The sequence below is a fragment of the Bacillus sp. Root131 genome, assembly GCF_001429475.1.
GTDB classification, from domain to species: domain Bacteria; phylum Bacillota; class Bacilli; order Bacillales; family Bacillaceae_G; genus Bacillus_A; species Bacillus_A thuringiensis_S.
The window spans coordinates 251,650-272,501 of sequence record NZ_LMJQ01000023.1; the positions used below are offsets into that span (position 1 = coordinate 251,650).

Consider the following 20,852-nt stretch of genomic DNA (forward strand, 5'->3'; position numbering starts at 1 on the left):
AGTAATGTATTACGGTTATAAGTGTGAAACAGGTTGTGGTCATATAACGCTTACAGATAAGTATTACAAAACGAAACTTACTCATTGTGCAGTATGTGGAGAAAAGAAAACTTTAGTATACATCGGAGAGTTTGAAGCGAAAGCAGTAACTTCAAACTCTCTAGTTGATAGAAACAGAAGTAGAAAGTAGGTACGAGTTATGGGGTTAGAGTTATTGTTTGACAGACAAAGTATGATGAAGGTTGTCTTGTTATATACACCTTCTAACTCTTTATCTATGTACGTTCAAGACGTGATTAAAAACAGGTTTCAGATTAATAAAGATAGTATTAAAGATATAGCAACTAAGAAGGAATTACAGGAAACAAAAGAGTTATACAATGTAGTTCCTTTCTTATCTCAAAAGTGGCTATTTCACGTAAAGAACGGAGATAAAGCAGTTAAGAAAGACTTTTTAAGGTTAGCTAGAGGAAATACAAGTGGCGTTTATTTTATCGAGTTTGAAAACTATAGAAACTATAAGTTCGTAAAAGATTTACTAAGGAATGAACCGGGGACAGTAGACTTATACATGGGTTGGTTAAAACGTGCTGACTTTGAAATGTTATATCGTCATTTGGTTGTCGGTTTCAAGGGGTATGAGTTAACAAAAACATTACAAGACTTTGTAATTCGTGGGTATGCAAATGAAATTGAAGCGGTGTTTAAGTTATTCGTGGAGTTACGTGATGGTAGAGAAGTTAAAACACGTAAAGAAATTATAGACATATGTGGGATTAACTCAAATACAGTAGATAATTTTATGTTTAGTTTATTAAAAGAACCACCAGTGAAAGATAAAGGGTTAAAAAGATATATGTCAAACCGTATTAAGGAAGCGGTAGATTTAGCTGAAAAGTATACATGGTCTACCTTTAGAAACTATTTAAAACGTTCAGTACGTTCGTGTATAGATGTAAAACTTATTTTAAGTAGTGGAGAGATATATGATAACATTCGGAACTATGAGAACGAAGGTTATGATATGAAGAAGTTACGAAGAATGCAACGATATCTTCCACAATTAAAAGAGATTAGTATGGCAAGACTATTAGGGTTGTTAGACAATATAGAAAAAGGTGTATGGTACACCGATTTAGAGTTTCTAAACTTCTTCTTTAATTACATGTTATATAAATATAACTCAAATAAAGAAGTAAAGAAACTGATATTAGAAGCTAGAGCGTTAGTGAAACAAAAGGAGAATAAAGCTAAATCAGAACCAAAAGAAAAGAGAGTCATCATGCAAGCACATTCACCTGACAAGGAAGATAATGTGAAACCTATGACAAGGAAAGAAGAAAATGATAGGGTGCAAGTGAGAGACTTCTTTAGGAGGAAGTTAAGTAATGAATAAAGAAATTATTTTACAAAATTTACTGAAAACGAAAGAGAAACTAGAAATTATAGAGGGTAGAACAGATGATGGTGCAATTTCTGTTATGGCAAATGAAGGATTAGATTATATTGAATCTGCAATGGAGGAACTGAACAATGAATGATTCGTATGTTAAGTTTTTAAACCGATTACAAGAAGAAACAGGTATCAAGAAAGTAAGCGAACTACTAGATAGTATGTCACCTTTGCAAGAGAAAGTCTTCATGATTATTAGGGGTATGGGAGACGTGGAATTCCACGTCCAACCTGAGTTAAGACAAGTTGTAACTTGTTGTATGGATAATTTAAGTAAGGTTTACGATATGATTGAACCTGATGGGACAATCCATGAAAACCTAAGATTCGTATTAAATGGTATGAAGAACGACTTAACTACGATTCACTATAAAGCAGACAAGGAAACGGTACGAAATAAAGCTTTCCATACTTTAAATGAACTGAAGTTTTTAGACTTAGAATTAAAGAAACAAAATAAATAGGAGGGTAAACATGAAACTTGAAAAGATAGAACGTAAGTTAAATGCGTTATACATGGATTTGAAGTATGCTCAACTATTTACATCCGAGGATAGTGTAACAGATGAAGTAAATACTGTCATGGAGAACATAAAAGGTATTCTTACTGAACCGAAAGAAAAGCTAATGGTATCGGCTTTAAAAGAAATTGCACAACAATTAGACTTAGTTTTAAAAGAAGTTTCTTATGGTCAGAATGTAGTAAACTTATCAGAAGCAAAAGATAGTTTACAGGAAATTATTACAAACTTAGAAAAGCTAAATTAAGTAGAAAAGGGGTATTTCAGAATGGCGTTTTTATCAATAATAGACGCAGAATCGTTTGATGTGTCAAAATCGTATTTTAATAAGTTAAAGAGCAAAGAGGAAGAATGTTACTTAGTATTAGATAACTATAGGAACCAAGAAGTAAACGAAATGGTCAAAGCAGTGATAGTTAAAGAAGAAGTAACCGAGATGAAGCAGGGAATACTATACATCAAAATGCTTGAACATTCTTCTAGTGAATTAGAACTAGAGCAATTTTTAGAGGAACATGTCGACCCAGTAGATGTCTACACATATGTAATTAAATTACATGAAAATTATGTAGACTTACGAAAACTAACTGAAATGGTAGATAAGTATACAGAAAGTAAAGTACGATTTATTGGTGGAAACTTGTTAGCTATTCAAGGTGCAGGGGTAGGGATGTTTGCAGACTCCTTTATTACTGAAAATAAATTAAAAGTAAATAAAACAAGTCGATTTGAAGTAACACAAGTAAAATTACTAGAACTAAGTAAACTTGTAACCCATGAATTAGAAGAGTATACCGCACGTAAGAATAGACCTAAGAAGTCCACAGTTAAGCGTGAACGAGCGAAGAAAACAAAGTTAGCTGATGGTACAGTAGTAGACAAGCCTAAGAAACCAAAGTCAGCTAAAAGTAAAACACCTAAACCAAAGAAACAAAAGTTAAGCATGGAAGATATTTTAAATTCTTATTAAAACTCACAAATTTTCAATGGAAACAAAATAATAATCCTACAGAGTAACTTGACAAAATCGTAAACTTATGTTATAATAGTAATATATCAGAGTGAAGGAGGTGCTTTATATTTGGAGTCTTTGTTATTGATGGTAGCAGTAGGACTGGGTATCTTAATAGCTTGGAAAATAGTAAAGACTGTAATTGTAAGGTGCATTGTTATTGCAATAGCAATAGGAATCTTCATAGTGGGGTATGACTATGTTTTACCCGCAAAGTTTAACATGAATCCTTATAAACTTGATAGAGCGTATCAATTATCACAAGAAACGAAAAAGGTCAGAGTAGTGGAAGCAGACGGAGAAAAAGAGGTGCAAGTCTACTTCAATGATAATTGGTATTACATAAAAGATTTAGACATAAAGAAAGAGTTTAAAACAAACAGTTACATGGTAGAGACTAAGGATAATAAGTTTAAGATAGAAGATAAGGAACTCGTAGCGATTTTAGAAACATTGAAGTAAGGGAGTTTAAACGATGGACATATTAAGAGGACCGTTTGACTTTACAAACAACATAACTTACGAAGACACTGAGATTTTCGTAAATCAAATTCAAAAGTATGAAGATGGTAACATTGACAGTTTAAAGAAACTAGATACTGGAAAAATGATGGATGTTACATTGAATCGTAACACAAAAATTCCAATGATGAACTTACGTTTTTACAATGGCAGTATTAAACGTAATTCTAAAAATTCGATTGAAGGTAAATCGAAAAAGAACGAAGTAAACATTACATCTAATATGTCAGAAGACGCAAAAGGTCAAGGTCAGTCAGCTAAGACAATAGATGAAAACCTGATTATCAAAGAGTCTAAGAACAATGGACCGAGGTATAAACTGGTAAATGATAAGACAATTGATGAGGTAGAAGAGGTTAAACATTATATTTGGGTATTTAGAGAGTATCAAATTGCATTTGAGAAGTTAGAGTATGTAGACTTATCACATCTTGTTATGCGTTCACTACAGGGAGTTCAAAACGCAGTTCAAAGTCTACGAAAACTAGTTCGTTATTATGGTGAAAATGGCAGACACGAAGAAAAATTGAAGGCTATCGTATCTCACCACGAACCTTTTAATATTGTTATTGAGAAAATTTTAAAAGCAAAAGAAGAAGGTTATGATGTATTTGAAGAAAAGAATGAAGTAGTATAAACGATAGAGTATAAAGAAGGTGTAAATGTGTCTGAGAAAACAGGAAAAGGGAACGAAATATCAAAGTTAAAAGTATCAGCAGAAATGTATGGTGGGGCAATTAATACGATTGCCCTAAACATATTAAAAACTCGAATGAATAAATCATCGAACCAAAAGGCATTAGGGGTAGGTACGCTAGGTTTCGATTTAGACTCTTTAAAGGATGAAGACCGTAAGGAACAGAAAATGACAGGTGACTTTACTCACTTTGCTTTAAACAATTCCGATGCTTTCATTCATTTTTGTGAGTCTACACTAGCAAGTAAATTCCAACCTGAGGATTTCACAAAAGACTTCTTATTTGAATTAAGAAGATTTTTCATTATGTATGGAACGAATTTTACAAATTACATTATTAGTTTCTACTTAGAGAACCATGATTTATTCCATGCTATTCAAGAAACAAGTAAGTTAACTGAGGATTTCAAGTGTAACACTGATTTAATGACGATTAGACAGTCAAATAACGTATCAGTCTATAAAGGTGAACTAAAAGGTGAAGTGAAGAAGGGGTATATCGCTTTTTCAATTGACTTAGCAAAAGATGTAGACACAATACTAGATTACATGTTAAATAAACCTCTAAAAGAAAACCTATTCAAAGTACACATGTCTAGGTTGGATTACTTTAGAGACTTAGGAAACAATTTCTTTGCTTTCAATAACTTCTATGAGCATATCAAGATACAGTTTATAGAGAACATATTAAATCAAACGAATGCGTTATTAATAGAAGTCGTACATGATAAAGTATACTTCTTAGTTAAGACTGATGCAGTTCCAGTATTAAACTTTAAAATATACGGTATACCATTTGAACAAACATTTAAAATTGAGTTAGTAGGTGAGTAGTTTTGATTAACCTAAGCATTAGCGTAAACAAGGGGTATGAAGCCATTGTTATTTTAAAGGATGGTCGTATCCTATTCAAAGAAGTAAAGAACGAGAATAAAGCAGTAAAGAAACATTATACAGAGAAGTATTTAGACTTATTTAGAAAGTCTTTACAATTATTAAAAACAGTAACAGAGCAAGAAAATATAGACTATGAAAATCGTTGTATTATGGAAATGAAGTGTGAACATGTAGTGAAATGGTTCAACGAGTTAGAAGCCCCTAAGAATCATTCAGAGAAATTCTTAGAGACTTTAAAAGTATTCGATGAGTTACCGTTCCGATACAGTATTATCAATTCTTCAAATCCAACGGCTATGTACTATGCAAACGAGAAACATGTTGAAAAAGAAGTATTAATGGGTGTAGCTGATTTATTCTAAACAAACTAAGGGGTGTTAAAAGATGTCAACTGTCATTTCAAAACATAGAGCAAAAGCAATAGCTGAAATATCTGTAGCTAGTGGTATTTTAGAAATTATGCCAGTTAGCAATAATAAATTAGCTAACTTAAAAGTAAAAGAAGCAAAACAAGAATTAGAAGAAGTTAAAAACTTTATATTTAATGATGCAAAACCGTTAGAAATGTATAATAAGTTGGAAGTACAAGCTATTATCAGCTTAAATACAGTTAAAACATCCCTTAATAACTCATTTGGTAAGCCTTTTAACGGAAACGAAGAACAAGTAAAAAGGTATGAAGAGTTGAAACCGAGTATTGAAAAGATATTCCTAAGTATAGATAGTGCTATAAACCACCTATCAGCCGAATAAGGGGTAGTGTTATGAAAAGAGACTTATTAAAGCAAAATTATAGTTCTATTTTAGATAAAATGAACTTAGCTTTTCTCGCTACAGATGATGATTTAATGCAAGACCGTATAACAGAAGCTATGTTTGATTACGAGTTTGTAGGTAAGTTACTAACAGGGGTAGAACCTCATTTAGATAACTCTTGTACAGTCGAGGAAAGAATGAGTTCTATCCTTACAAATTGTATCAGTAACATAGAAGACGCCCTACGTCACATGAAGGATGCAGATTGGCGTTATAGTAAGACGGTAGAAGAACAAGGAAACATTGTAGTTTCTATGTTAAAAGAAATTATAGAGGGGTAAGTTAAGAAAGGGGTATAAACGATGGACAAGCAAGTAATTACAGAAGAGTTACACGTTGTTGAAGAAGATTTAATCAAAGTAAAACTAGGATTAAATAAGGTAGACAAATATGTAGAAAAATTAGAAGATATTCAAGAATATGTAGGAATGCTTGTAGAATATTTAAACTGTAGGCTTCCAAAAGGAACTATAAGTGCAAAAGATGATACAGAAGAGGATTATCAAGAGTTATTCTTGTTAACAATAATTACCATAGACAGAGGTCTTCAAGATTTATTAGATGAAATAGTAGAAACTGTAGAAGGTAAAGAGGATATTAAGAATCTGTTAGTTAAGTCTACTATTGGTATCAGAAAGATTATGTACAAGCATTCAGACTTAAAATCAGTCAAGTATGCTTTATCACATACATTAGGTAGTTTAAAAGCAGTTAGTTTTGATACAGTAACATATGAAGAAATCTTACTAAACTTATTGAAGCTAACAGATAGAGAATATCAGTATTCAGCTATCCAGTATGAAACGGTTGAAGAAGAGATATTTTCAACATTAGATACTCTAAATACAAGCCTAAAAGGGCATGTAGAAGGTAAACTTGATGGAGAAAATAAAGAACATTTAGACTACGGTTTAGGTTTTATAAGAGAAGTATCTCTATTCTTACAAGCAGTACTATCAAAATAAGTCTTAAACTTAGGTAACTATCCAAACAGTAGTTACCTTTCAATAGGTTTAAAAAGTAAGAGCCTAAAACGTTAGGGAATAATAGGTAGAACAGGTAAACTAAGGTAATAAATAAGAATTGAAAAGAAGGTGTAAAGATGTTAGACGGTTTCGACTTTAAGGAATTCGCTAGAGAAAATGCACAGTTAACACATGAGGTTCACATGGGAGACTACATTATTATCCATGTGCAACGAGAAGAAGTAGAAGGTGCTATTTATAGTCGTATTATGAAACACATTCGTACTATTGATAAACGTGAGAGTAGAGGATATGCTTCTTTAATTATTACTTTTAATGGATATGATGACATCCCAGACTCCGTATTTGAAATTATGGACATTCGAAAGTATGTTCAAGGCTTATTTAGTCGAGTACCACACCTATTATTTTACATGGCAAACATGCCTGAGGTAAGAGAAAATATGTTGTTATGTATTTGTGATTTTGAAAAGATAGGTAAAAACCACGGATTGTCTTATGAAGAACTATTAGAAATGACATTAGAAGACCCTGATAGCATTCCTAAAGAGCAAATTATGATTAGTATTTCTGATTCTAAGAGAAGAGACTTAGGGGAAACACTACGTAAGTATGGTAATAAAGTAAAGAAACAAGAGGAAGCACAAGAGGTTATTCAGTGGTTAAACAATACATTTAGTTCAGATAATCGAATCCAGTAAGAAAGAAGTAAGGCTTGTTTTAGACGTAGTTATAAGGAGTAAGAATGCAAATTGAATAGGGGTAGGATAGTGTAAAACATTACTCTTTTCTTAATAACTTGAGGTAAAGTGATTACACATCGGTACTCCTATTCAGTTCGTATTTAATTTCAATAAAATTACAATGAAACGAGGGTAAAACAATGCAAGATGTCATTCAATTTAACAGAGACAAGTTTGAAGAGTTACGAAAAGTGATTTCTAGTTGTAGTTATGAGGGTGGAATCTTAGGTTATCTATTATCAGAAATGGGTTTGCATAATCGAGTAATAACAAGCATTGAAAAGATAACAGACGAGTTAGAAGCCCCACTAAAACAGGTAAGAGAAGGTTTAGCAATGCTTTGTGAGAGGGGTATTGTTTCAATTGAGGGTGTAAACCCAAAAAGTCTTGTATTTACAATCAATAAAGATTATGCAGTAAGGGTTTATCAGACAAAACGGATGAAACAAATGATAAAACAATAGTTTCATAGTCTATCAGAAAGTATTAGGTAAATAGCTTTTTATAAAGGCAAATAAAGGGCTATTTGAAAGAAACAAGTGTAGTAGAGTGAAAGAACGAAAATAGAAACTAGAGTATAAGAGTTGGTAATATAGAGAGGTGTGTAAGTTTTGTTAAAAGGACATATTAAATACGATGGGATGCACTACAATGTGTATGGGTTAGACACAAGTGGTAGTATCAATTTGACATTGTGCAATCCGATAACTAAATCAATGCAGTATCTAGACCCTGATAATACGCAGTTAGCTTATACAGAAAAGCGTATTCAGATTAAAGGAACTACAATGGCGGTAGAGTCAGAACGTGCGCCTGATGGTAAACGATTTACGCCAAACATGGATTTCTTTGGTCGTCTAGGGGTATTAATGCGTTACATCAAAAACAATTGTAGAAATATTAACAATACATTAAAACTAGTAGGTAATGCATTTGACCCAAGGGTTACAACACAACATGAAGTGCAAGTAGGAGACTACTATGCATGGGTTGAATTAAGTTATAGTAATATCACAAAGTTCTCATTTGAGGGGTATGGTTTTGATATTAAACTGTATGAGCAAGAGTCTACAGGGTATACAGAAGCATACAGAACAACAAAAGAGAATGTAACGGCTAAATTCAAGAAAGACGATTTATTTGATTTCTTTGGTATCGTAGAACGTAAGAAAAAGATACTAGACTTCGGTAACATTAATGATATGGATTCTCCATTCTATCAAACAATTGAAGAGATTATGGAAGCCAATCCTGATAGAGACTTTAGTTGGTTACTAGATAGAAATTATATCATGGTAACAGATGAGACATTACAGGAAACGATTGAGTATTTAAATACATTTAAAGTATTAGCAGTCGATACCGAGACAACAGGATTAGACATTACATTCAAGTCAAGAACAGGTGAGCATGATGAGTGTGTAGGTTTAATCATAACAGGTAAAGAAGGGGAGAGTTTCTACTTCCCATTCAAACATACACAGTTTGATAACTTATGTGGTGGCGATGATTGGTACTTCATGGAAACATACATGAAACCGTTATTAGAAAAGAAAGACATCATTGTCCACAACGCATCGTTCGACTGGAAAGTTATTTATATTTACGGTATCGTGTTAAACGTAGTAATAGATACATTTGCGGTATTCTCATTAACACTAAATGCAAAATATCAAACACCAGTTGGTTTGAAGCACTTAATTTCATTATTGCTTAAACGTGATTCACTGGAATTGGATGATTTATGTAAGAATGGTGATTTTGGTTCAATTGACCAAAACTTCGCAGATTTACCAAAAGAACTTGTACGTCTATATGCTTGTGCCGATGCTGATAATACGTTAGCATTATATCATTATATGCTAGAAACAAACATGCTAGAAAACTGGGGTGCTACAAAAGTAGTACAATTCGAGTCTATCTTCGCATGTGCGATAGGGTATAGTGAGTTTCACGGTCAGTTCGTTAATGTAAATGAAACAGACCAACTAGTACAAGATATTGACCGAGATTTACAAGAAGCAGAACGTAAAATGCGTAATGAATTACGTAAAGTAAACTATGATGCAGATAATTTCAACCCACAATCAAACGTGGAAAAACTGAAAATCATATATGAAGTGTTTGGTGCGCCTGAGCAGTACAAGTTAGATGGTAAGCTAACAGCGGATAAAAAGGCATTAAAGAACTTGTCTAAGATGACAAACCCTGATGATACACCTAAGTATCCGTTCGTTAACTACTTCCAAGAGTTCAATGAAGTAAACACATTACGTAAAAACTTCTCCAAGAACTTACCTGAGTTCTGTACGCCTGATGGTTTCATGTTTAGTGGGGTAAAACAGTTCTTAAAAACAGGTCGTGTATCTATTTCGAAACCAAACTACCAGTCTTACAATGATACCGTTAAAAAGTACATTAAGCCAAGACCTGGTTTTTGGATGGGAGACATGGATTACTCAAGTATTGAGTATCGAGTAATCGCTTCAATGAGTAAACAGTTATCATTAATTGAAGCCTTCCAAGACCCGAATACGGATTATCATAAACTACAAGCATCAAACATGTATCAGATACCATATGAACTTGTATCAAAAGCCATGCGTGGTGAAGCGAAAGCCTTTAACTTCGGTATTCCGTTTGGTATGGGTAATGAGAAACTGGGTATGACAATATTCGGTAAGGTATCAAAAGAGAATACAAGAAAAGCAACGGCTTTACGTGAAAGATACTTCAAAGGGCAAGATAACGTTCGTGAGTTCTTCGTAAACGCCCAACGTGATGCAGTTAAATATGGTTATACAGAAACACACTTTGGTCGTAGACGTTACTATAATAAAGAAACAACATCAGTTGGTTCTATTAAACGTCAAGGTGGTAATCAGCGTATCCAAGGTACAGCGGCAGACATTTATAAACAAGCAGTTGTACGTTTATTCCTACGAATCATCAATGAAGGTTGGTTAGACAAAGTATTACTTCCGGGCTTCATTCATGATGAACTGTTAATGGAAGTGTCAATGGAGATTCACCCGCTAGACTGGATGAAAGTATTAAAAGAAGAAATGGAATTAAAAGTAGACGGTTTCTGTCCTCTATACATCGGGTTTGGGGTAGGTCGTTCATGGTACGAAGCAAAAGCAGTTGAGATTCCTACAGAACTACAACAAGAAATCCAAGGTAAAACAAGTGAGTTCGATTGGAACGGTAACTTAGATGAGTTCTGTGAGTGGGTTCCAAAACGTATTAACCAATTCGAACTAGAGTATGCAGATAGATACTTAAATAATAAAGAAAATAACGGTCAAGTTATTTCAGCAGTAACTTATGATTACATTAACTCACAAGTCAATAGAGTACAAGACGAGTTAATGAAAAATTACTTCTCACAATTAGAAGCAGGTAACAGATACGATTTCGATGTAAACGTATTATCTATTATCAAGCACCGTGCAGATAAACTTGTACCACCATCTAAAACACATGAAATTACATTAGATGAGAAAGTAACAGCATATTGTAAGAAGTTAAAAGTGGACAAACAGTGGTATGTAAATGAAATACCAAAAGATATGGTATTAGGAAACTTTGAAGATTTACAAGTTTTACTTGATTTCTATTGCCAATACAGGGGTATTGATAGAGCGACTGTACAGTTGCTATCACCACATGATGTTGATGTAGAGAAAGAACAAGCAAAGTCAGCAGTAAACGAGCATGAAGGTGAATATTACTACAATGCAAGGGAAGACGCTGAAAGCAATAAACAACTCTTATTAACAAAAATAAATGAGTATGGTTGTTTCTTAAACGTAGAAGAGAAGAAAGCATACTTCAAGTTTGTTCCAAGTATTATGCAAATCATTAAACCGAAGGTTCATCAAGATAAAACAGGATATCAAGTCGTATTCATTGATGTAGAAAAGGATAAAGAAATCCTTACAAACGCTTATATCACAAGTGCGAATTTAAATGCAGTACAACGAGAGGTTATGTTTGCGGTAGCGTAAACAGACCTCTAGTAACCGTAATCAAGTAGAAAGAAGGGGTAGTAATTATGCAAGTATACGAAGAAGAGGTAAGACATAAAGAAGTAGCAGGTATTACAGATAAGATTACACGAAACGTAGTAACAGGTATTCAGTATCCTGTTGTAAATATATTATTAACAGATAATATGCCAAAACATAAAATGACAGCTTTAGTAAGTCTTTTAAAAGCAGAAGTAACGAAGTCAGAAGATAGTGAAGACCAGTTAAACAAGGCGGTTTATATTTCATTAAAGAAGGGTGATGAAGTAAGAAAACCAATTGGTCGTATCTTGCCAAAACAGGTTAAAACGATGATGTCTATTCTTACAGGGGTAGACTTAGAACTAGAAATGTCACAAGGCGAAATCATGGATAGCAAATATATCTATGCATTAAGTTCTTATTAAGAATAGGTAGTAACGAGAAGGTATGTCATTCAAACTATGAGTGGCATACCTTTTTATTATAGAAAGAAACATATTTAAAGAAAAGTATAGGTTAAAATTAGTGCAAGTTGTAAGGGGTAGGAGGAAACGGAAAGATAATAAAAGTTGAGGTAAGAGGGTGAGAATCGTTAAAATTAGGCTATTTTTAATTGAACTTATAAAATTTTATCTAACTTAGATTCTATTCCACTGTCTGTACAGACAACCCAACTTGAGCAAGTTTTGGTCTAAAACACCATCTTTAAACTATACTTATGATAGAAAGACGTATGGGTATTAGGAGGTGAAGCAGAAGGAAAATCTGCGAAAAATGTGATAGATAAACAATTTGAAATTCCGTACATGGGAAATACGGTGAAATTAAACGTATTTCATAGAACAGACGAGTCAGTTGAAAGTGGAATGCCAGTCTTATCTTTTGGAAGATTGAGAACTTTACTTGAATCAGGTAATCAAACTTATGTAGCTTTATTAAACAAAGTGTCTGAATTAGAATTAGAGTTACAAAAGTACAAAGAAAAATTAAACTAATACAAACATACTTGACAAATAAGTAAACCTATGGTATAATAGTATTAGATTTAAAATAAGTAAAAAAAATAGCGGTTAAAATAAAATACATGTGTATAAGGTTTATTAGGGAAGGCATTCATATATTATATAAACATGCAATATCTTATATACAAACCGCCTTATAGGAAAAGGAGATTATTAAACATGAAAAAGAAAATCGTTGCAACAGCACTAACGGCATCATTGGTAGTACCAACTTTAACTACAGGGTTAACAGTGGCATCAGCAGAAACAGGAGATACTACGCCTAAACAGTCACAAACTTCTACTGACACAAAAACTTCAACTGACTCTACAAAAACAAACGGTAGTGACAAAATCCAAAAAGATGATGTAGTACATGAAACTTGGTCTGAACCAGTATTCGTAAAAGGGGTATCTTTAAAGGAAGCTGATTTAGGTTCAGTTAAGAAAGACCTTGCAGTAAAAGAAAACTTTAAAACACTTACTATGGATGGTAAGAAAATGGTTGAACTTTTAGGTGAAGGTGACCCATCTTCAAACATTTATTCTTCTGTAGTAGTTCAAAAGACTGATAAAGGTGATGGAGTTAAGGTAGACATCAAAACACCTAAAAACATTACTCGTATTACACAAGACCAATATCGTAATGCGGCACTAACAGCTGGATTAACTGATGTAAACATTGAGGTAGCTTCTTCTGTTAAAGCAACTGGTGAAGGTGCACTTGCAGGGGTATATTATGCATTTAAAGAAAACGGTGTTGAACTTGACCAAAAAGATATGAAACTAGCACAAGATGAAGTTTCTATGTTAGGTAAAATCAACGAACAGAATAAAGATAAGAAAGACTTCTCTGACCAACAATTAAACGTTGCTATCGCTGATATGAAACAAGATATCGCTAAGTTAGATGAAGCCCAAAAGAAACAATTAACAAAAGAAGATGTTGAAAAGATTGTAGACGAGAAGTTAAAAGCCCTTGAACTTGAACAAGCGGTATCTGATAAGCAAAAAGATATAATTGTAAACTTCATGTTCAACTTTAAAGATTCAAACATTGCAAACAGTGAAGAGTTTGTAAAACAAATCGGTACATACAAAGATAGTATCGTAGAAGGTTCTAAAGAACTGTTTGGTAAATTAAAAGACTTTAAAGATAGCGAAGCAGGTCAAAATTTCATTCAGTCTTCATGGCAGTTCATTAAAGACATTGGTTCAGCAATTGGAAACTTCTTCTCTAGTCTGTTTGGAAGTTCTGAAAAGTAAACATATTTGACAAATTAATAAACATATGGTATAATAGTACTATGAGATAAAGTAAATCTTGTAGTACTATTTTTTTTTATTTATATAAATGAAACGTATTGGAGGAAATATCATGTCAATGACAAAAGAAGAGTTAATTGAAGAAATTAAGGTTTCTTTACCTAATCCAGACTTGTTACGTGTAGTAACTTTTGCAGGAATAGAGTTAAACGATAGAGTAATTGTATTAAAAAGTAAATCTGATTTTAGATATACAGACCTTAAAAACCAATGGATTAAGTACAATAAATCTTATCAAGAAGAACATAATCCAAAAGAACTGTTAAAGAAAAATGTTGTTTTTACTTCGGATGTATTAAGCAGAAGAGGAAAAGAAGCATTACGTAAACTAGAAGAACTCATGAAATAAACTAGATAAACTTATAGAAAGGTAGCATAAACGATGTCTAACTCTATAATCATAATGGTTGGTCTATACTTCATCATATTAGGGGTAGTTTGCATTCTAGTAAAACCTTCTAATAGAAAAGATGTAACCGAGGATGAAATGCGTAAAATGAAGATAGTGAATGTGATAACAGGTATATTCTTCACTATAATAGGTAGTAGTTTTATCATATGGCTTTAATAGTTCAGAAAGGGGTATAGTGAAATGGAACGTACAGAAGTGTATTTAAACCAATTAGCAAAAGAGTTGTGTAAAGAGAATTGGGGTTTAGATTTAACGATACCTGTTAAAATAAACGGTAGATTACGTAAACTGTTTGCAAGATTTACTGGTGCTTTAATCTATGAAAACGGAAAAGAAACTAGAAAACCGAAAAGCATAGATATTAGTTCATTTGCAAATAAACATTTTAAAAATGAAGCAATCGTTGATGTGCTGAAACACGAGTTATGTCATTATGCTTGTTTCGTAAAGAATAAACCTTTTAAAGATGGTGATGTATACTTTGAAATGGAATTAAAACGAGTAGGTGCATGTTCTAACGCAACAAGTAAGGAAGAGAAAATAAATAGAGGGTATGTATATAGAAGTATGGTGGCTTAAACAAGGAGGGTTAAAAGGTGAGTAAAGAAAACTGGTATGATAGTACAACTTGGGAATCAGTACCGATGTGGAAAGCAATGAAACTATGGGCTGAGGAAGGTAAGAGTATTCGATGTCAAGTGAAACGTTCACAGTACTATTTTAAAGGTGGAGAGACGATACATAAATTAGACCAAGACTTCGTAAAAGAAGGTCAATGGTTTGTAGAGGGGTAGGGAACTATGAGTAGAGCAAGTAGATATACAGATAAAGACAGGTTCGGTCTTGGGGTAGACTGGAAAGAAGTTCCGATGTGGAAAGCAATGAAGTTATGGGCAAACAATCAAACACATGTAAAGTGTAAATTAGGAGAAACAAACTATTATTTTCACGGTCAAGAGTCGATGGCTGATTTAGAACCTGAATTTATCTCAAATGGTGTATGGTTTATAGAAGAACGTAAAAACAAGATGAAAGAAGCTAGAAAGAAGAAACTAGAGAGTGAAGAAAAGAAACCTTTATTCTTTATCTATCAGAACGGGTTTAGACAAATTTCTCTACCGCCTAAACAAGAAGGATTTAGAAATTTTGATATTATACAATTGACATCTTGTGATGATGGTTGTTTGATTACAGTAGAGGGAAACATGGAAGAAGTAGCAAGAGAACTAAGTACCTTTGTAGGTTATCCAATTGTAGAAATTTATTGTGATACGAATGAGATAACAAACTACGGATATACTTTAAAGGGTGCAAGTATTCGAAAAGGAAACGTTGGAGAGAAAGTTATTTATTTAGATTTCTAAACTATAGATAAATATTTTAGAAACAAGTTAGGTAAGATATGGAAACATACTTGACAAATTAATAAATTTATGGTATAATAGTGTTATAAGTAAATGAGAAAAATACTTGTAGCACTATTTTTATTTTGGAGGATAAAGTGCAAACAGGTAATAAAGAAAGGATGTTCATAATGACAAAGGAAAACCATTTTGAATCATGGAATAAAACAATCAAAGAGGTATATGGTAGCGAAGAAACTGATTCTTTACAAGTAGCAAACGAAGGTTCAACTATTACGATGAAAGAAGAGAAAGAACTACCTACTATAGAGGATTACAATAAAAAGGTTAAGGTTATCGAAGACCAAAAGAGACGAGTAGAGATACAATTAGCAAAAGTAGTGGCAGAAAAGAAACTGGTAGAAAACGAGTTAAAAGAGAAGTTAGAACGTGCAAAACGTAAGATTGAGTCTTTACATACAAGAGTAGAAAACGGAGACGAGATATTCGAATCAGATGGGTTACAGAGTTTAGGGGTAGACATTGATGTTTTACAATCAAGACTTGTATCTTACAATAAGTTCATTGCGTATTTAAAAGAGTTTGAAACAGAAATAAACGAATAGAAAGGGATGTAGAGTTATGGCAACATACTTTAAACTAGGGTTTTCGGAATATGCAGACTATGAAGCAATTATTATGGTATCATTATCAGGTATATCAAACAAGGAATTCATAGATATGTATAACGAAGTCGTACAAGATAAAGAGTATAGAGACTTGGAGGAATTAGCAGAGGAAATGGAAAGAAGATTCGATTTAGTTGTAGCTAGAGAGAAACTTGAAATTAGAGCCACAACTGAAGTATATAAACCTGTATCAGATACCGATGTTATTCCTTACGAAGAAGGTAAAGATTATATTGACATTGCAACCGTGAAAGAAAAGAAACAACCTAGAAAAATAGTATGGAATAGAACAAAATAACAGGAGGGGTAGGCGATGAAATCATTTCGTATATCAGATGGAACTTTTGGAGATTATACATTTATAACTTTACTAACTGAGAAAGATTTAAGCAAACAAGAGTTTATTTCCATGTACAATCAAGTGGTGTCAGAAGGTATAAATTTAAATCGTGAGCAGATAGCAGACGAGTTATGTAAACGTTATGGTTTTGTAAAAGAAACTCACTTTTTCGAGATTCATGCAATGAGTGGATTTGGTATTGTACAAGATTATAAGAAAGAAGACGTAGTAAGAGACGATTTAAGACGTATAGAAGTATATTCACCATACTAAGGGGTAGTTAAACATGAGTAAAGGTTTTACATTAATCTGTAATGAGTGTGAGAACAAAGTAGACTATAAAGAGTTAGAAAATAAACGGCATAATATAGAGAAACAAATGTCTGTTACAATTCATTCGTTAACAGAGTGTGGGTTCATTTGTTTCTCGTGTGAGAATAAAGTAAAGTTAAACGATAAAGAGAATCAAGAATAGGGGTAGTAAAATGGAGATTTTAAATAAGTATGATGAATTAGGTTTTGAAGTGACGGTTTATGAAATGACTAAAATGAGAAAAGGTGAGAAGACTGAGATTTTCAAAGCAGAAATTAAAATTGCAGATAGAGAAGAACTACTTACAACACTAGAAGCATCTTCAAAATTTCAACTGAGAGAATTATTAGAGAGTTGGTTAGAGTATGAAGAGACAACAAAAGAAAAGTTACAAGGATTACCTAAAGTAAGATTTGTACGCTTTGCAACAGATGAGCATAGTGAATACTCTTACTCTACACTTATGATTCGTGGAGACATAACAAACGAAGAATTCTTAGACTTATATCATCGAATTGTAAAACAAGTAGATACAAATCAACATGAAGTAATTGCTCAAGCAATGTGTCGTGAGTATGGATTCCAGTTAGTAGAAGAAGACTTAGAAATTCATGCAATGTATAGTAAATTTAGTATAGTAGACCGTGATGTGAGCTATAAAACAGCAGGATTTACTACATTAGGGTAAGAGGTGTCTTATATGCCACAAAAGAAAACGTACATCGGTAAAGTAGTAGAGCAAGAAATTGATTATGGAAACAGTAATGCACTTTACCATGATGTATACATAAAAGAAATTAATGATTATTTAACACAAGACCTGTTTAACTTTGAAGGTAAGAAGGTTAAAGTAACGGTTGAAGTAATCGAGGAAGACACAAAGGAGTGTCAAAATGAATGAAAATGAATTTTATAAACCTGTAGTTCCTGAGTGGGTTGCAAAGATTCTTGAAAAGAAGAAAAGGAATGACCCTTTAGCCACAATAGGACACTCGAAAGAATGGGAAAACTGGAAGAGAAAGTATCCAAGAAAGTATAAATACGCTATGTTAAACGGTTGGATTGTAGAAGAGAAATGAGGGGTAGCAATGAAAACGAAAAATAATCATGTATTATATACAAAAGAAGACTTTACAAACAAGAGTCCCGAAGAAATGGAAAGTGATACAATAGCAAACTTAGTATTAGATGGAGGTCTTGCTATTTGTAAAGTATGCGGTGAATTCGAAGCGGGATTAGATAAAGAGTGTAAACCAAAAGAATAAGAAAGGAGACTCTACTATGTATCCGAAAGAATTACTAAAGAAGTATAGTGAGAAAAAGGAAGACTCTACTCAATTATTAAGTATGCAAGGGGTAGTTGAAATAGACAAAGGTAAAGATAGTTCGGAGTATATGGAAATCGAAACTAGATTAAAAGAGTTAGAAAACGAAATGACTGATATTGCAAAAGTCTTTATTGAAAGCTTTATTTAATATAAACAAAGATAAGAAAGTAGGGGTATTGGTGTTTGAAGACAGACTGAAAATTGTTGATACATCTATACCCACCTTTGATATCTTAAACGAGATAGACAAGAAAGGTCGTCTAAGGGATGTCGTTGTAGGTGGGTATGTGAAGCATAAGATAGAGAAACCGCCTATCTTTCATTCAGAAGAGTTAGCACCAAACTGTAAATTCGTATCATTTCGAGTTCATTTTATAGGTGAGCAAGGTCGAGAAAAGAAACTCACAAAAGGTGAACTAGTAGTATATGTACCAAACGATTTAGTAGAGAATGATTTTTATGAGTTTAGGGGTACGTTGTCCTTAGCAGGTTTTGATTACACAAGAGTAGTAACAATGATGCGTTTTAAAAAGAAAGAGGTTAAATTGCAAGATAAAGGCATGAAAGGGCATAACAGGAAAGATTCCTACAAACAGGAATATCCTAAGAAGGAAAACAAAATGCAATACGTATGGGAAGTACACCCAGTTTCAGTATCAGACTTGGATTTAGGTTCATTGTCAAGTAATTTATACCATGAAACGATGCAGTTCATACAATCTCCATTATCGTATACGCATAAAAAGTTAAATTCTATACTTGAAACGCAATCATCTAGAATAGACACCGATAAATACTACTATGATTTCAGTACACCGATTGATAAAGACGAGTTGTTAAAGAGACCTACAAAAGATAGTACATCTTTTGAAGAGGAAAACAACTATATAATTGATAAAGACTATGGGATTATTCTTGAAGCATTAGAATATCCAGTCTTGTTACTGAATTTAGAAGCATTTGGTTTAGATAAAACAATGTTAAACTACATGATATGGTTAGTAGACGGTGCATTAGATGTATATGATAGTATAGAAGACCTACAAAACAACAAGATTAATCAAGATTACGTTGTAAATGAGCAAGAAGGGGTATTAAACGGTACACGAAGAAAAGTTGTTTTAGTAAGTGAACCGTCAAAAGGGTATCCGTATTTAGAGTTAAAGAAAGGAGATATGATTTCATGGGGTTTGTAAAACTTTTAACCCAAGACAATGAATGGGTAATTGTAAACGAATTAGAAAAGAAAGAAAAAGCAAGAGAAGACTTAGCTGAGTATTTAAAGTCTGAAAATGTAGACTGTATTCTTCCTTTTGAAATTGAAAAGGTAAAACGAAAGACATTTATTAGAGCAAAGTTAACGGGTAAATATTCTGTGCTAACTAGGTTACAAAGTCCGATAGATAGTCGTGAATTTGTACTTTTATTAAAAGGTATCGTAGATGCTATGCAAACGATTAGTTCTCACAATATTTCACCTGATTATCTTGATTTAGACTTAGATTTCATCTTTATAAACAAAGAAAACGGTAAGATTGAGCTTACGTTATGGATACTAGACAACCTAGCACCAAAACAAAACATCTTACACATGTTCTATCAAATGGGTGAAGTTGCAAAACCAAAGTCTTCTAAGGACAAGACATTCCTTGAGGGGTATGCAAAGATGTTCCAAAAAGAAGATATGGGCTTAGATAAGCTAGACATGTTCGTAAATAAAACGTATTCTATGTTAGAGCAGTCGGTAGAATCGTCAGAAAGAGCGAAGGAAAATCTAGCTAAACAAGAAGTTGAAATAAAAGAAACTCCAATTGAAGAACCTGTATTGGAAGAACCTATTATTGAAGAACCTGTTGTACAGGAGCAAGTAATAGATGAGCCTGATTTAGTTGAACCATTAATTCAAGAAGACGATATTGAAGCAGATGTTATCATTGAAGAAGTGAAAGAACCAGTAGTAGAAGCAAGAGAAGAAGTTGCAAGTTCAGTAGAAATTGAAGAGAGTATTCAAGAGTCAGATGATGATGAAATCCTAATGCCTACTGATAAGACTACATTCTTAATGGATGACATAGAAGATGAGCAAGAAGAGGACTTTGATAGCGGTAAAACTACTATCTTAGACGAAGATGACGAAGAACAAATTCCATACTTAATCCGTGAAAGTGATGGAGAAAGATATGAACTAAGTATATTAAAAACTGAAACTACATTCGGTAAGTTAGGTACAGATATTCAAATCAAAGGTAACGGATTAATCAGTCGTAAACATGCAGTATTCCACTTTGAATATGGGGTAGTTGAATTAGAAGATATTGGTTCAGCAAACGGAACTTTTGTTAATAAGAAGAAACTTATTAAGGGCAGAAGAGAACAGTTAGCTGAGGGCGATGTTATTAAATTCGCTAATGAAGTATTCCAATTCTTTGAGGGGTAAACT

General features: G+C 33.0%; 34 protein-coding genes. All 34 read left to right on the forward strand.

Annotated features, from left to right (window positions below; genetic code table 11):
• Positions 1–4: 4 nt before the first annotated feature.
• The 34 genes from ASE54_RS25945 to ASE54_RS26105 all read left to right on the forward strand — a co-directional run bounded on the left by ASE54_RS25945 (position 5) and on the right by ASE54_RS26105 (position 20,849).
• Positions 5–190, forward strand: a complete 186-nt coding sequence (locus ASE54_RS25945) for a hypothetical protein (protein ID WP_000291381.1) — start codon at positions 5–7, stop codon at positions 188–190.
• A 9-nt stretch (positions 191–199) separates the two neighbouring features.
• Positions 200–1,396, forward strand: a complete 1,197-nt coding sequence (locus tag ASE54_RS25950; RefSeq protein ID WP_000522081.1) for a hypothetical protein — start codon at positions 200–202, stop codon at positions 1,394–1,396.
• Entirely contained in the window at positions 1,389–1,541 is a 153-nt protein-coding gene (locus tag ASE54_RS35985; RefSeq protein WP_153578735.1) for a hypothetical protein, read from the forward strand. The genes ASE54_RS25950 and ASE54_RS35985 overlap by 8 nt, the downstream gene beginning before the upstream one ends.
• Entirely contained in the window at positions 1,534–1,917 is a 384-nt protein-coding gene (locus ASE54_RS25955) for a hypothetical protein (protein WP_001000135.1), read from the forward strand. The genes ASE54_RS35985 and ASE54_RS25955 overlap by 8 nt, the downstream gene beginning before the upstream one ends.
• A 10-nt stretch (positions 1,918–1,927) precedes the next feature.
• Entirely contained in the window at positions 1,928–2,221 is a 294-nt protein-coding gene (locus ASE54_RS25960; RefSeq protein ID WP_000764152.1) for a hypothetical protein, read from the forward strand.
• 21 nt (positions 2,222–2,242) lie between these two features.
• The gene (locus tag ASE54_RS25965) at positions 2,243–2,944 is read left to right on the forward strand and encodes a hypothetical protein (RefSeq protein WP_000874961.1); all 702 of its coding nucleotides are present in this window, start codon (positions 2,243–2,245) and stop codon (positions 2,942–2,944) included.
• Positions 2,945–3,055: 111 nt separating this feature from the next.
• Positions 3,056–3,448 (forward strand): hypothetical protein, encoded by a 393-nt coding sequence (locus ASE54_RS25970; RefSeq protein ID WP_000444716.1) that lies wholly within the window; start codon positions 3,056–3,058, stop codon positions 3,446–3,448.
• Positions 3,449–3,461: 13 nt separating this feature from the next.
• Positions 3,462–4,145 (forward strand): hypothetical protein, encoded by a 684-nt coding sequence (locus tag ASE54_RS25975; RefSeq protein WP_000353758.1) that lies wholly within the window; start codon positions 3,462–3,464, stop codon positions 4,143–4,145.
• Between the two features lie 27 nt (positions 4,146–4,172).
• Positions 4,173–5,039: a hypothetical protein gene (locus ASE54_RS25980; protein ID WP_001291817.1), complete on the forward strand. Its 867-nt coding sequence runs from the start codon at positions 4,173–4,175 to the stop codon at positions 5,037–5,039.
• A 2-nt stretch (positions 5,040–5,041) separates the two neighbouring features.
• The gene (locus ASE54_RS25985; RefSeq protein ID WP_000609217.1) at positions 5,042–5,464 is read left to right on the forward strand and encodes a hypothetical protein; all 423 of its coding nucleotides are present in this window, start codon (positions 5,042–5,044) and stop codon (positions 5,462–5,464) included.
• A 22-nt stretch (positions 5,465–5,486) separates the two neighbouring features.
• Entirely contained in the window at positions 5,487–5,855 is a 369-nt protein-coding gene (locus ASE54_RS25990; RefSeq protein WP_000108747.1) for a hypothetical protein, read from the forward strand.
• 11 nt (positions 5,856–5,866) lie between these two features.
• Positions 5,867–6,199, forward strand: a complete 333-nt coding sequence (locus tag ASE54_RS25995; RefSeq protein WP_000817544.1) for a hypothetical protein — start codon at positions 5,867–5,869, stop codon at positions 6,197–6,199.
• A gap of 21 nt (positions 6,200–6,220) precedes the next feature.
• On the forward strand, positions 6,221–6,883 hold the full coding sequence (locus tag ASE54_RS26000; RefSeq protein WP_000361053.1) for a hypothetical protein: 663 nt from the start codon (positions 6,221–6,223) through the stop codon (positions 6,881–6,883).
• 137 nt (positions 6,884–7,020) lie between these two features.
• On the forward strand, positions 7,021–7,605 hold the full coding sequence (locus ASE54_RS26005; protein ID WP_000883956.1) for a hypothetical protein: 585 nt from the start codon (positions 7,021–7,023) through the stop codon (positions 7,603–7,605).
• Between the two features lie 182 nt (positions 7,606–7,787).
• On the forward strand, positions 7,788–8,111 hold the full coding sequence (locus ASE54_RS26010; protein ID WP_001154399.1) for a hypothetical protein: 324 nt from the start codon (positions 7,788–7,790) through the stop codon (positions 8,109–8,111).
• 147 nt (positions 8,112–8,258) lie between these two features.
• Positions 8,259–11,657: a DNA polymerase gene (locus ASE54_RS26015; RefSeq protein WP_000911653.1), complete on the forward strand. Its 3,399-nt coding sequence runs from the start codon at positions 8,259–8,261 to the stop codon at positions 11,655–11,657.
• A gap of 47 nt (positions 11,658–11,704) precedes the next feature.
• Complete coding sequence (locus tag ASE54_RS26020; RefSeq protein WP_001198496.1) at positions 11,705–12,085, forward strand: hypothetical protein; 381 nt, start codon at positions 11,705–11,707, stop codon at positions 12,083–12,085.
• A gap of 351 nt (positions 12,086–12,436) precedes the next feature.
• A complete protein-coding gene (locus ASE54_RS26025) occupies positions 12,437–12,655 on the forward strand; it encodes a hypothetical protein (protein ID WP_000565922.1) in 219 nt (72 codons plus the stop codon).
• A gap of 186 nt (positions 12,656–12,841) precedes the next feature.
• A complete protein-coding gene (locus tag ASE54_RS26030) occupies positions 12,842–13,927 on the forward strand; it encodes a DUF1002 domain-containing protein (RefSeq protein ID WP_000727297.1) in 1,086 nt (361 codons plus the stop codon).
• 112 nt (positions 13,928–14,039) lie between these two features.
• Positions 14,040–14,336: a hypothetical protein gene (locus tag ASE54_RS26035; RefSeq protein ID WP_000063053.1), complete on the forward strand. Its 297-nt coding sequence runs from the start codon at positions 14,040–14,042 to the stop codon at positions 14,334–14,336.
• A 243-nt stretch (positions 14,337–14,579) separates the two neighbouring features.
• Complete coding sequence (locus ASE54_RS26045; protein ID WP_000442474.1) at positions 14,580–14,978, forward strand: SprT-like domain-containing protein; 399 nt, start codon at positions 14,580–14,582, stop codon at positions 14,976–14,978.
• A 17-nt stretch (positions 14,979–14,995) separates the two neighbouring features.
• Positions 14,996–15,193 carry a hypothetical protein gene (locus ASE54_RS26050; protein ID WP_000032377.1) on the forward strand — a complete coding sequence of 66 codons (198 nt, stop codon included), beginning with the start codon at positions 14,996–14,998 and terminating at the stop codon, positions 15,191–15,193.
• Between the two features lie 6 nt (positions 15,194–15,199).
• Positions 15,200–15,763: a hypothetical protein gene (locus ASE54_RS26055; protein WP_000085609.1), complete on the forward strand. Its 564-nt coding sequence runs from the start codon at positions 15,200–15,202 to the stop codon at positions 15,761–15,763.
• A gap of 170 nt (positions 15,764–15,933) precedes the next feature.
• Positions 15,934–16,368: a chromosome segregation protein gene (locus tag ASE54_RS26060; RefSeq protein ID WP_226790173.1), complete on the forward strand. Its 435-nt coding sequence runs from the start codon at positions 15,934–15,936 to the stop codon at positions 16,366–16,368.
• A gap of 16 nt (positions 16,369–16,384) precedes the next feature.
• Positions 16,385–16,729: a hypothetical protein gene (locus tag ASE54_RS26065; RefSeq protein ID WP_000257080.1), complete on the forward strand. Its 345-nt coding sequence runs from the start codon at positions 16,385–16,387 to the stop codon at positions 16,727–16,729.
• Between the two features lie 15 nt (positions 16,730–16,744).
• The gene (locus ASE54_RS26070; RefSeq protein ID WP_000834751.1) at positions 16,745–17,044 is read left to right on the forward strand and encodes a hypothetical protein; all 300 of its coding nucleotides are present in this window, start codon (positions 16,745–16,747) and stop codon (positions 17,042–17,044) included.
• A gap of 13 nt (positions 17,045–17,057) precedes the next feature.
• Positions 17,058–17,246: a hypothetical protein gene (locus ASE54_RS26075; protein WP_000033408.1), complete on the forward strand. Its 189-nt coding sequence runs from the start codon at positions 17,058–17,060 to the stop codon at positions 17,244–17,246.
• A 10-nt stretch (positions 17,247–17,256) separates the two neighbouring features.
• Positions 17,257–17,772 (forward strand): hypothetical protein, encoded by a 516-nt coding sequence (locus tag ASE54_RS26080; RefSeq protein ID WP_000404429.1) that lies wholly within the window; start codon positions 17,257–17,259, stop codon positions 17,770–17,772.
• 12 nt (positions 17,773–17,784) lie between these two features.
• Positions 17,785–17,985: a hypothetical protein gene (locus ASE54_RS26085; protein ID WP_057187517.1), complete on the forward strand. Its 201-nt coding sequence runs from the start codon at positions 17,785–17,787 to the stop codon at positions 17,983–17,985.
• Positions 17,978–18,163, forward strand: a complete 186-nt coding sequence (locus tag ASE54_RS26090) for a hypothetical protein (RefSeq protein ID WP_001004734.1) — start codon at positions 17,978–17,980, stop codon at positions 18,161–18,163. Before ASE54_RS26085 ends, ASE54_RS26090 begins: the two co-directional genes overlap by 8 nt.
• Before the next feature lie 9 nt (positions 18,164–18,172).
• Positions 18,173–18,349, forward strand: a complete 177-nt coding sequence (locus tag ASE54_RS36560; RefSeq protein WP_000850686.1) for a hypothetical protein — start codon at positions 18,173–18,175, stop codon at positions 18,347–18,349.
• A 16-nt stretch (positions 18,350–18,365) separates the two neighbouring features.
• Positions 18,366–18,560: a hypothetical protein gene (locus ASE54_RS26095; protein ID WP_000283262.1), complete on the forward strand. Its 195-nt coding sequence runs from the start codon at positions 18,366–18,368 to the stop codon at positions 18,558–18,560.
• Positions 18,561–18,591: 31 nt separating this feature from the next.
• On the forward strand, positions 18,592–19,608 hold the full coding sequence (locus ASE54_RS26100) for a hypothetical protein (RefSeq protein ID WP_000461270.1): 1,017 nt from the start codon (positions 18,592–18,594) through the stop codon (positions 19,606–19,608).
• Positions 19,596–20,849, forward strand: coding sequence for an FHA domain-containing protein (locus tag ASE54_RS26105; protein WP_000508139.1), 1,254 nt, complete (start codon positions 19,596–19,598; stop codon positions 20,847–20,849). The genes ASE54_RS26100 and ASE54_RS26105 overlap by 13 nt, the downstream gene beginning before the upstream one ends.
• Positions 20,850–20,852: the final 3 nt, after the last annotated feature.

Coding starts and splice junctions, on each gene's coding strand:
- ASE54_RS25945 (WP_000291381.1), top strand. CDS start 5: ATGTATTACGGTTATAAGTGTGAAACAGGTTGTGGTCATATAACGCTT.
- ASE54_RS25950 (WP_000522081.1), top strand. CDS start 200: ATGGGGTTAGAGTTATTGTTTGACAGACAAAGTATGATGAAGGTTGTC.
- ASE54_RS35985 (WP_153578735.1), top strand. CDS start 1,389: ATGAATAAAGAAATTATTTTACAAAATTTACTGAAAACGAAAGAGAAA.
- ASE54_RS25955 (WP_001000135.1), top strand. CDS start 1,534: ATGAATGATTCGTATGTTAAGTTTTTAAACCGATTACAAGAAGAAACA.
- ASE54_RS25960 (WP_000764152.1), top strand. CDS start 1,928: ATGAAACTTGAAAAGATAGAACGTAAGTTAAATGCGTTATACATGGAT.
- ASE54_RS25965 (WP_000874961.1), top strand. CDS start 2,243: ATGGCGTTTTTATCAATAATAGACGCAGAATCGTTTGATGTGTCAAAA.
- ASE54_RS25975 (WP_000353758.1), top strand. CDS start 3,462: ATGGACATATTAAGAGGACCGTTTGACTTTACAAACAACATAACTTAC.
- ASE54_RS25990 (WP_000108747.1), top strand. CDS start 5,487: ATGTCAACTGTCATTTCAAAACATAGAGCAAAAGCAATAGCTGAAATA.
- ASE54_RS25995 (WP_000817544.1), top strand. CDS start 5,867: ATGAAAAGAGACTTATTAAAGCAAAATTATAGTTCTATTTTAGATAAA.
- ASE54_RS26000 (WP_000361053.1), top strand. CDS start 6,221: ATGGACAAGCAAGTAATTACAGAAGAGTTACACGTTGTTGAAGAAGAT.
- ASE54_RS26005 (WP_000883956.1), top strand. CDS start 7,021: ATGTTAGACGGTTTCGACTTTAAGGAATTCGCTAGAGAAAATGCACAG.
- ASE54_RS26010 (WP_001154399.1), top strand. CDS start 7,788: ATGCAAGATGTCATTCAATTTAACAGAGACAAGTTTGAAGAGTTACGA.
- ASE54_RS26020 (WP_001198496.1), top strand. CDS start 11,705: ATGCAAGTATACGAAGAAGAGGTAAGACATAAAGAAGTAGCAGGTATT.
- ASE54_RS26030 (WP_000727297.1), top strand. CDS start 12,842: ATGAAAAAGAAAATCGTTGCAACAGCACTAACGGCATCATTGGTAGTA.
- ASE54_RS26035 (WP_000063053.1), top strand. CDS start 14,040: ATGTCAATGACAAAAGAAGAGTTAATTGAAGAAATTAAGGTTTCTTTA.
- ASE54_RS26045 (WP_000442474.1), top strand. CDS start 14,580: ATGGAACGTACAGAAGTGTATTTAAACCAATTAGCAAAAGAGTTGTGT.
- ASE54_RS26055 (WP_000085609.1), top strand. CDS start 15,200: ATGAGTAGAGCAAGTAGATATACAGATAAAGACAGGTTCGGTCTTGGG.
- ASE54_RS26060 (WP_226790173.1), top strand. CDS start 15,934: ATGACAAAGGAAAACCATTTTGAATCATGGAATAAAACAATCAAAGAG.
- ASE54_RS26065 (WP_000257080.1), top strand. CDS start 16,385: ATGGCAACATACTTTAAACTAGGGTTTTCGGAATATGCAGACTATGAA.
- ASE54_RS26070 (WP_000834751.1), top strand. CDS start 16,745: ATGAAATCATTTCGTATATCAGATGGAACTTTTGGAGATTATACATTT.
- ASE54_RS26075 (WP_000033408.1), top strand. CDS start 17,058: ATGAGTAAAGGTTTTACATTAATCTGTAATGAGTGTGAGAACAAAGTA.
- ASE54_RS26080 (WP_000404429.1), top strand. CDS start 17,257: ATGGAGATTTTAAATAAGTATGATGAATTAGGTTTTGAAGTGACGGTT.
- ASE54_RS26085 (WP_057187517.1), top strand. CDS start 17,785: ATGCCACAAAAGAAAACGTACATCGGTAAAGTAGTAGAGCAAGAAATT.
- ASE54_RS26090 (WP_001004734.1), top strand. CDS start 17,978: ATGAATGAAAATGAATTTTATAAACCTGTAGTTCCTGAGTGGGTTGCA.
- ASE54_RS36560 (WP_000850686.1), top strand. CDS start 18,173: ATGAAAACGAAAAATAATCATGTATTATATACAAAAGAAGACTTTACA.
- ASE54_RS26095 (WP_000283262.1), top strand. CDS start 18,366: ATGTATCCGAAAGAATTACTAAAGAAGTATAGTGAGAAAAAGGAAGAC.
- ASE54_RS26105 (WP_000508139.1), top strand. CDS start 19,596: ATGGGGTTTGTAAAACTTTTAACCCAAGACAATGAATGGGTAATTGTA.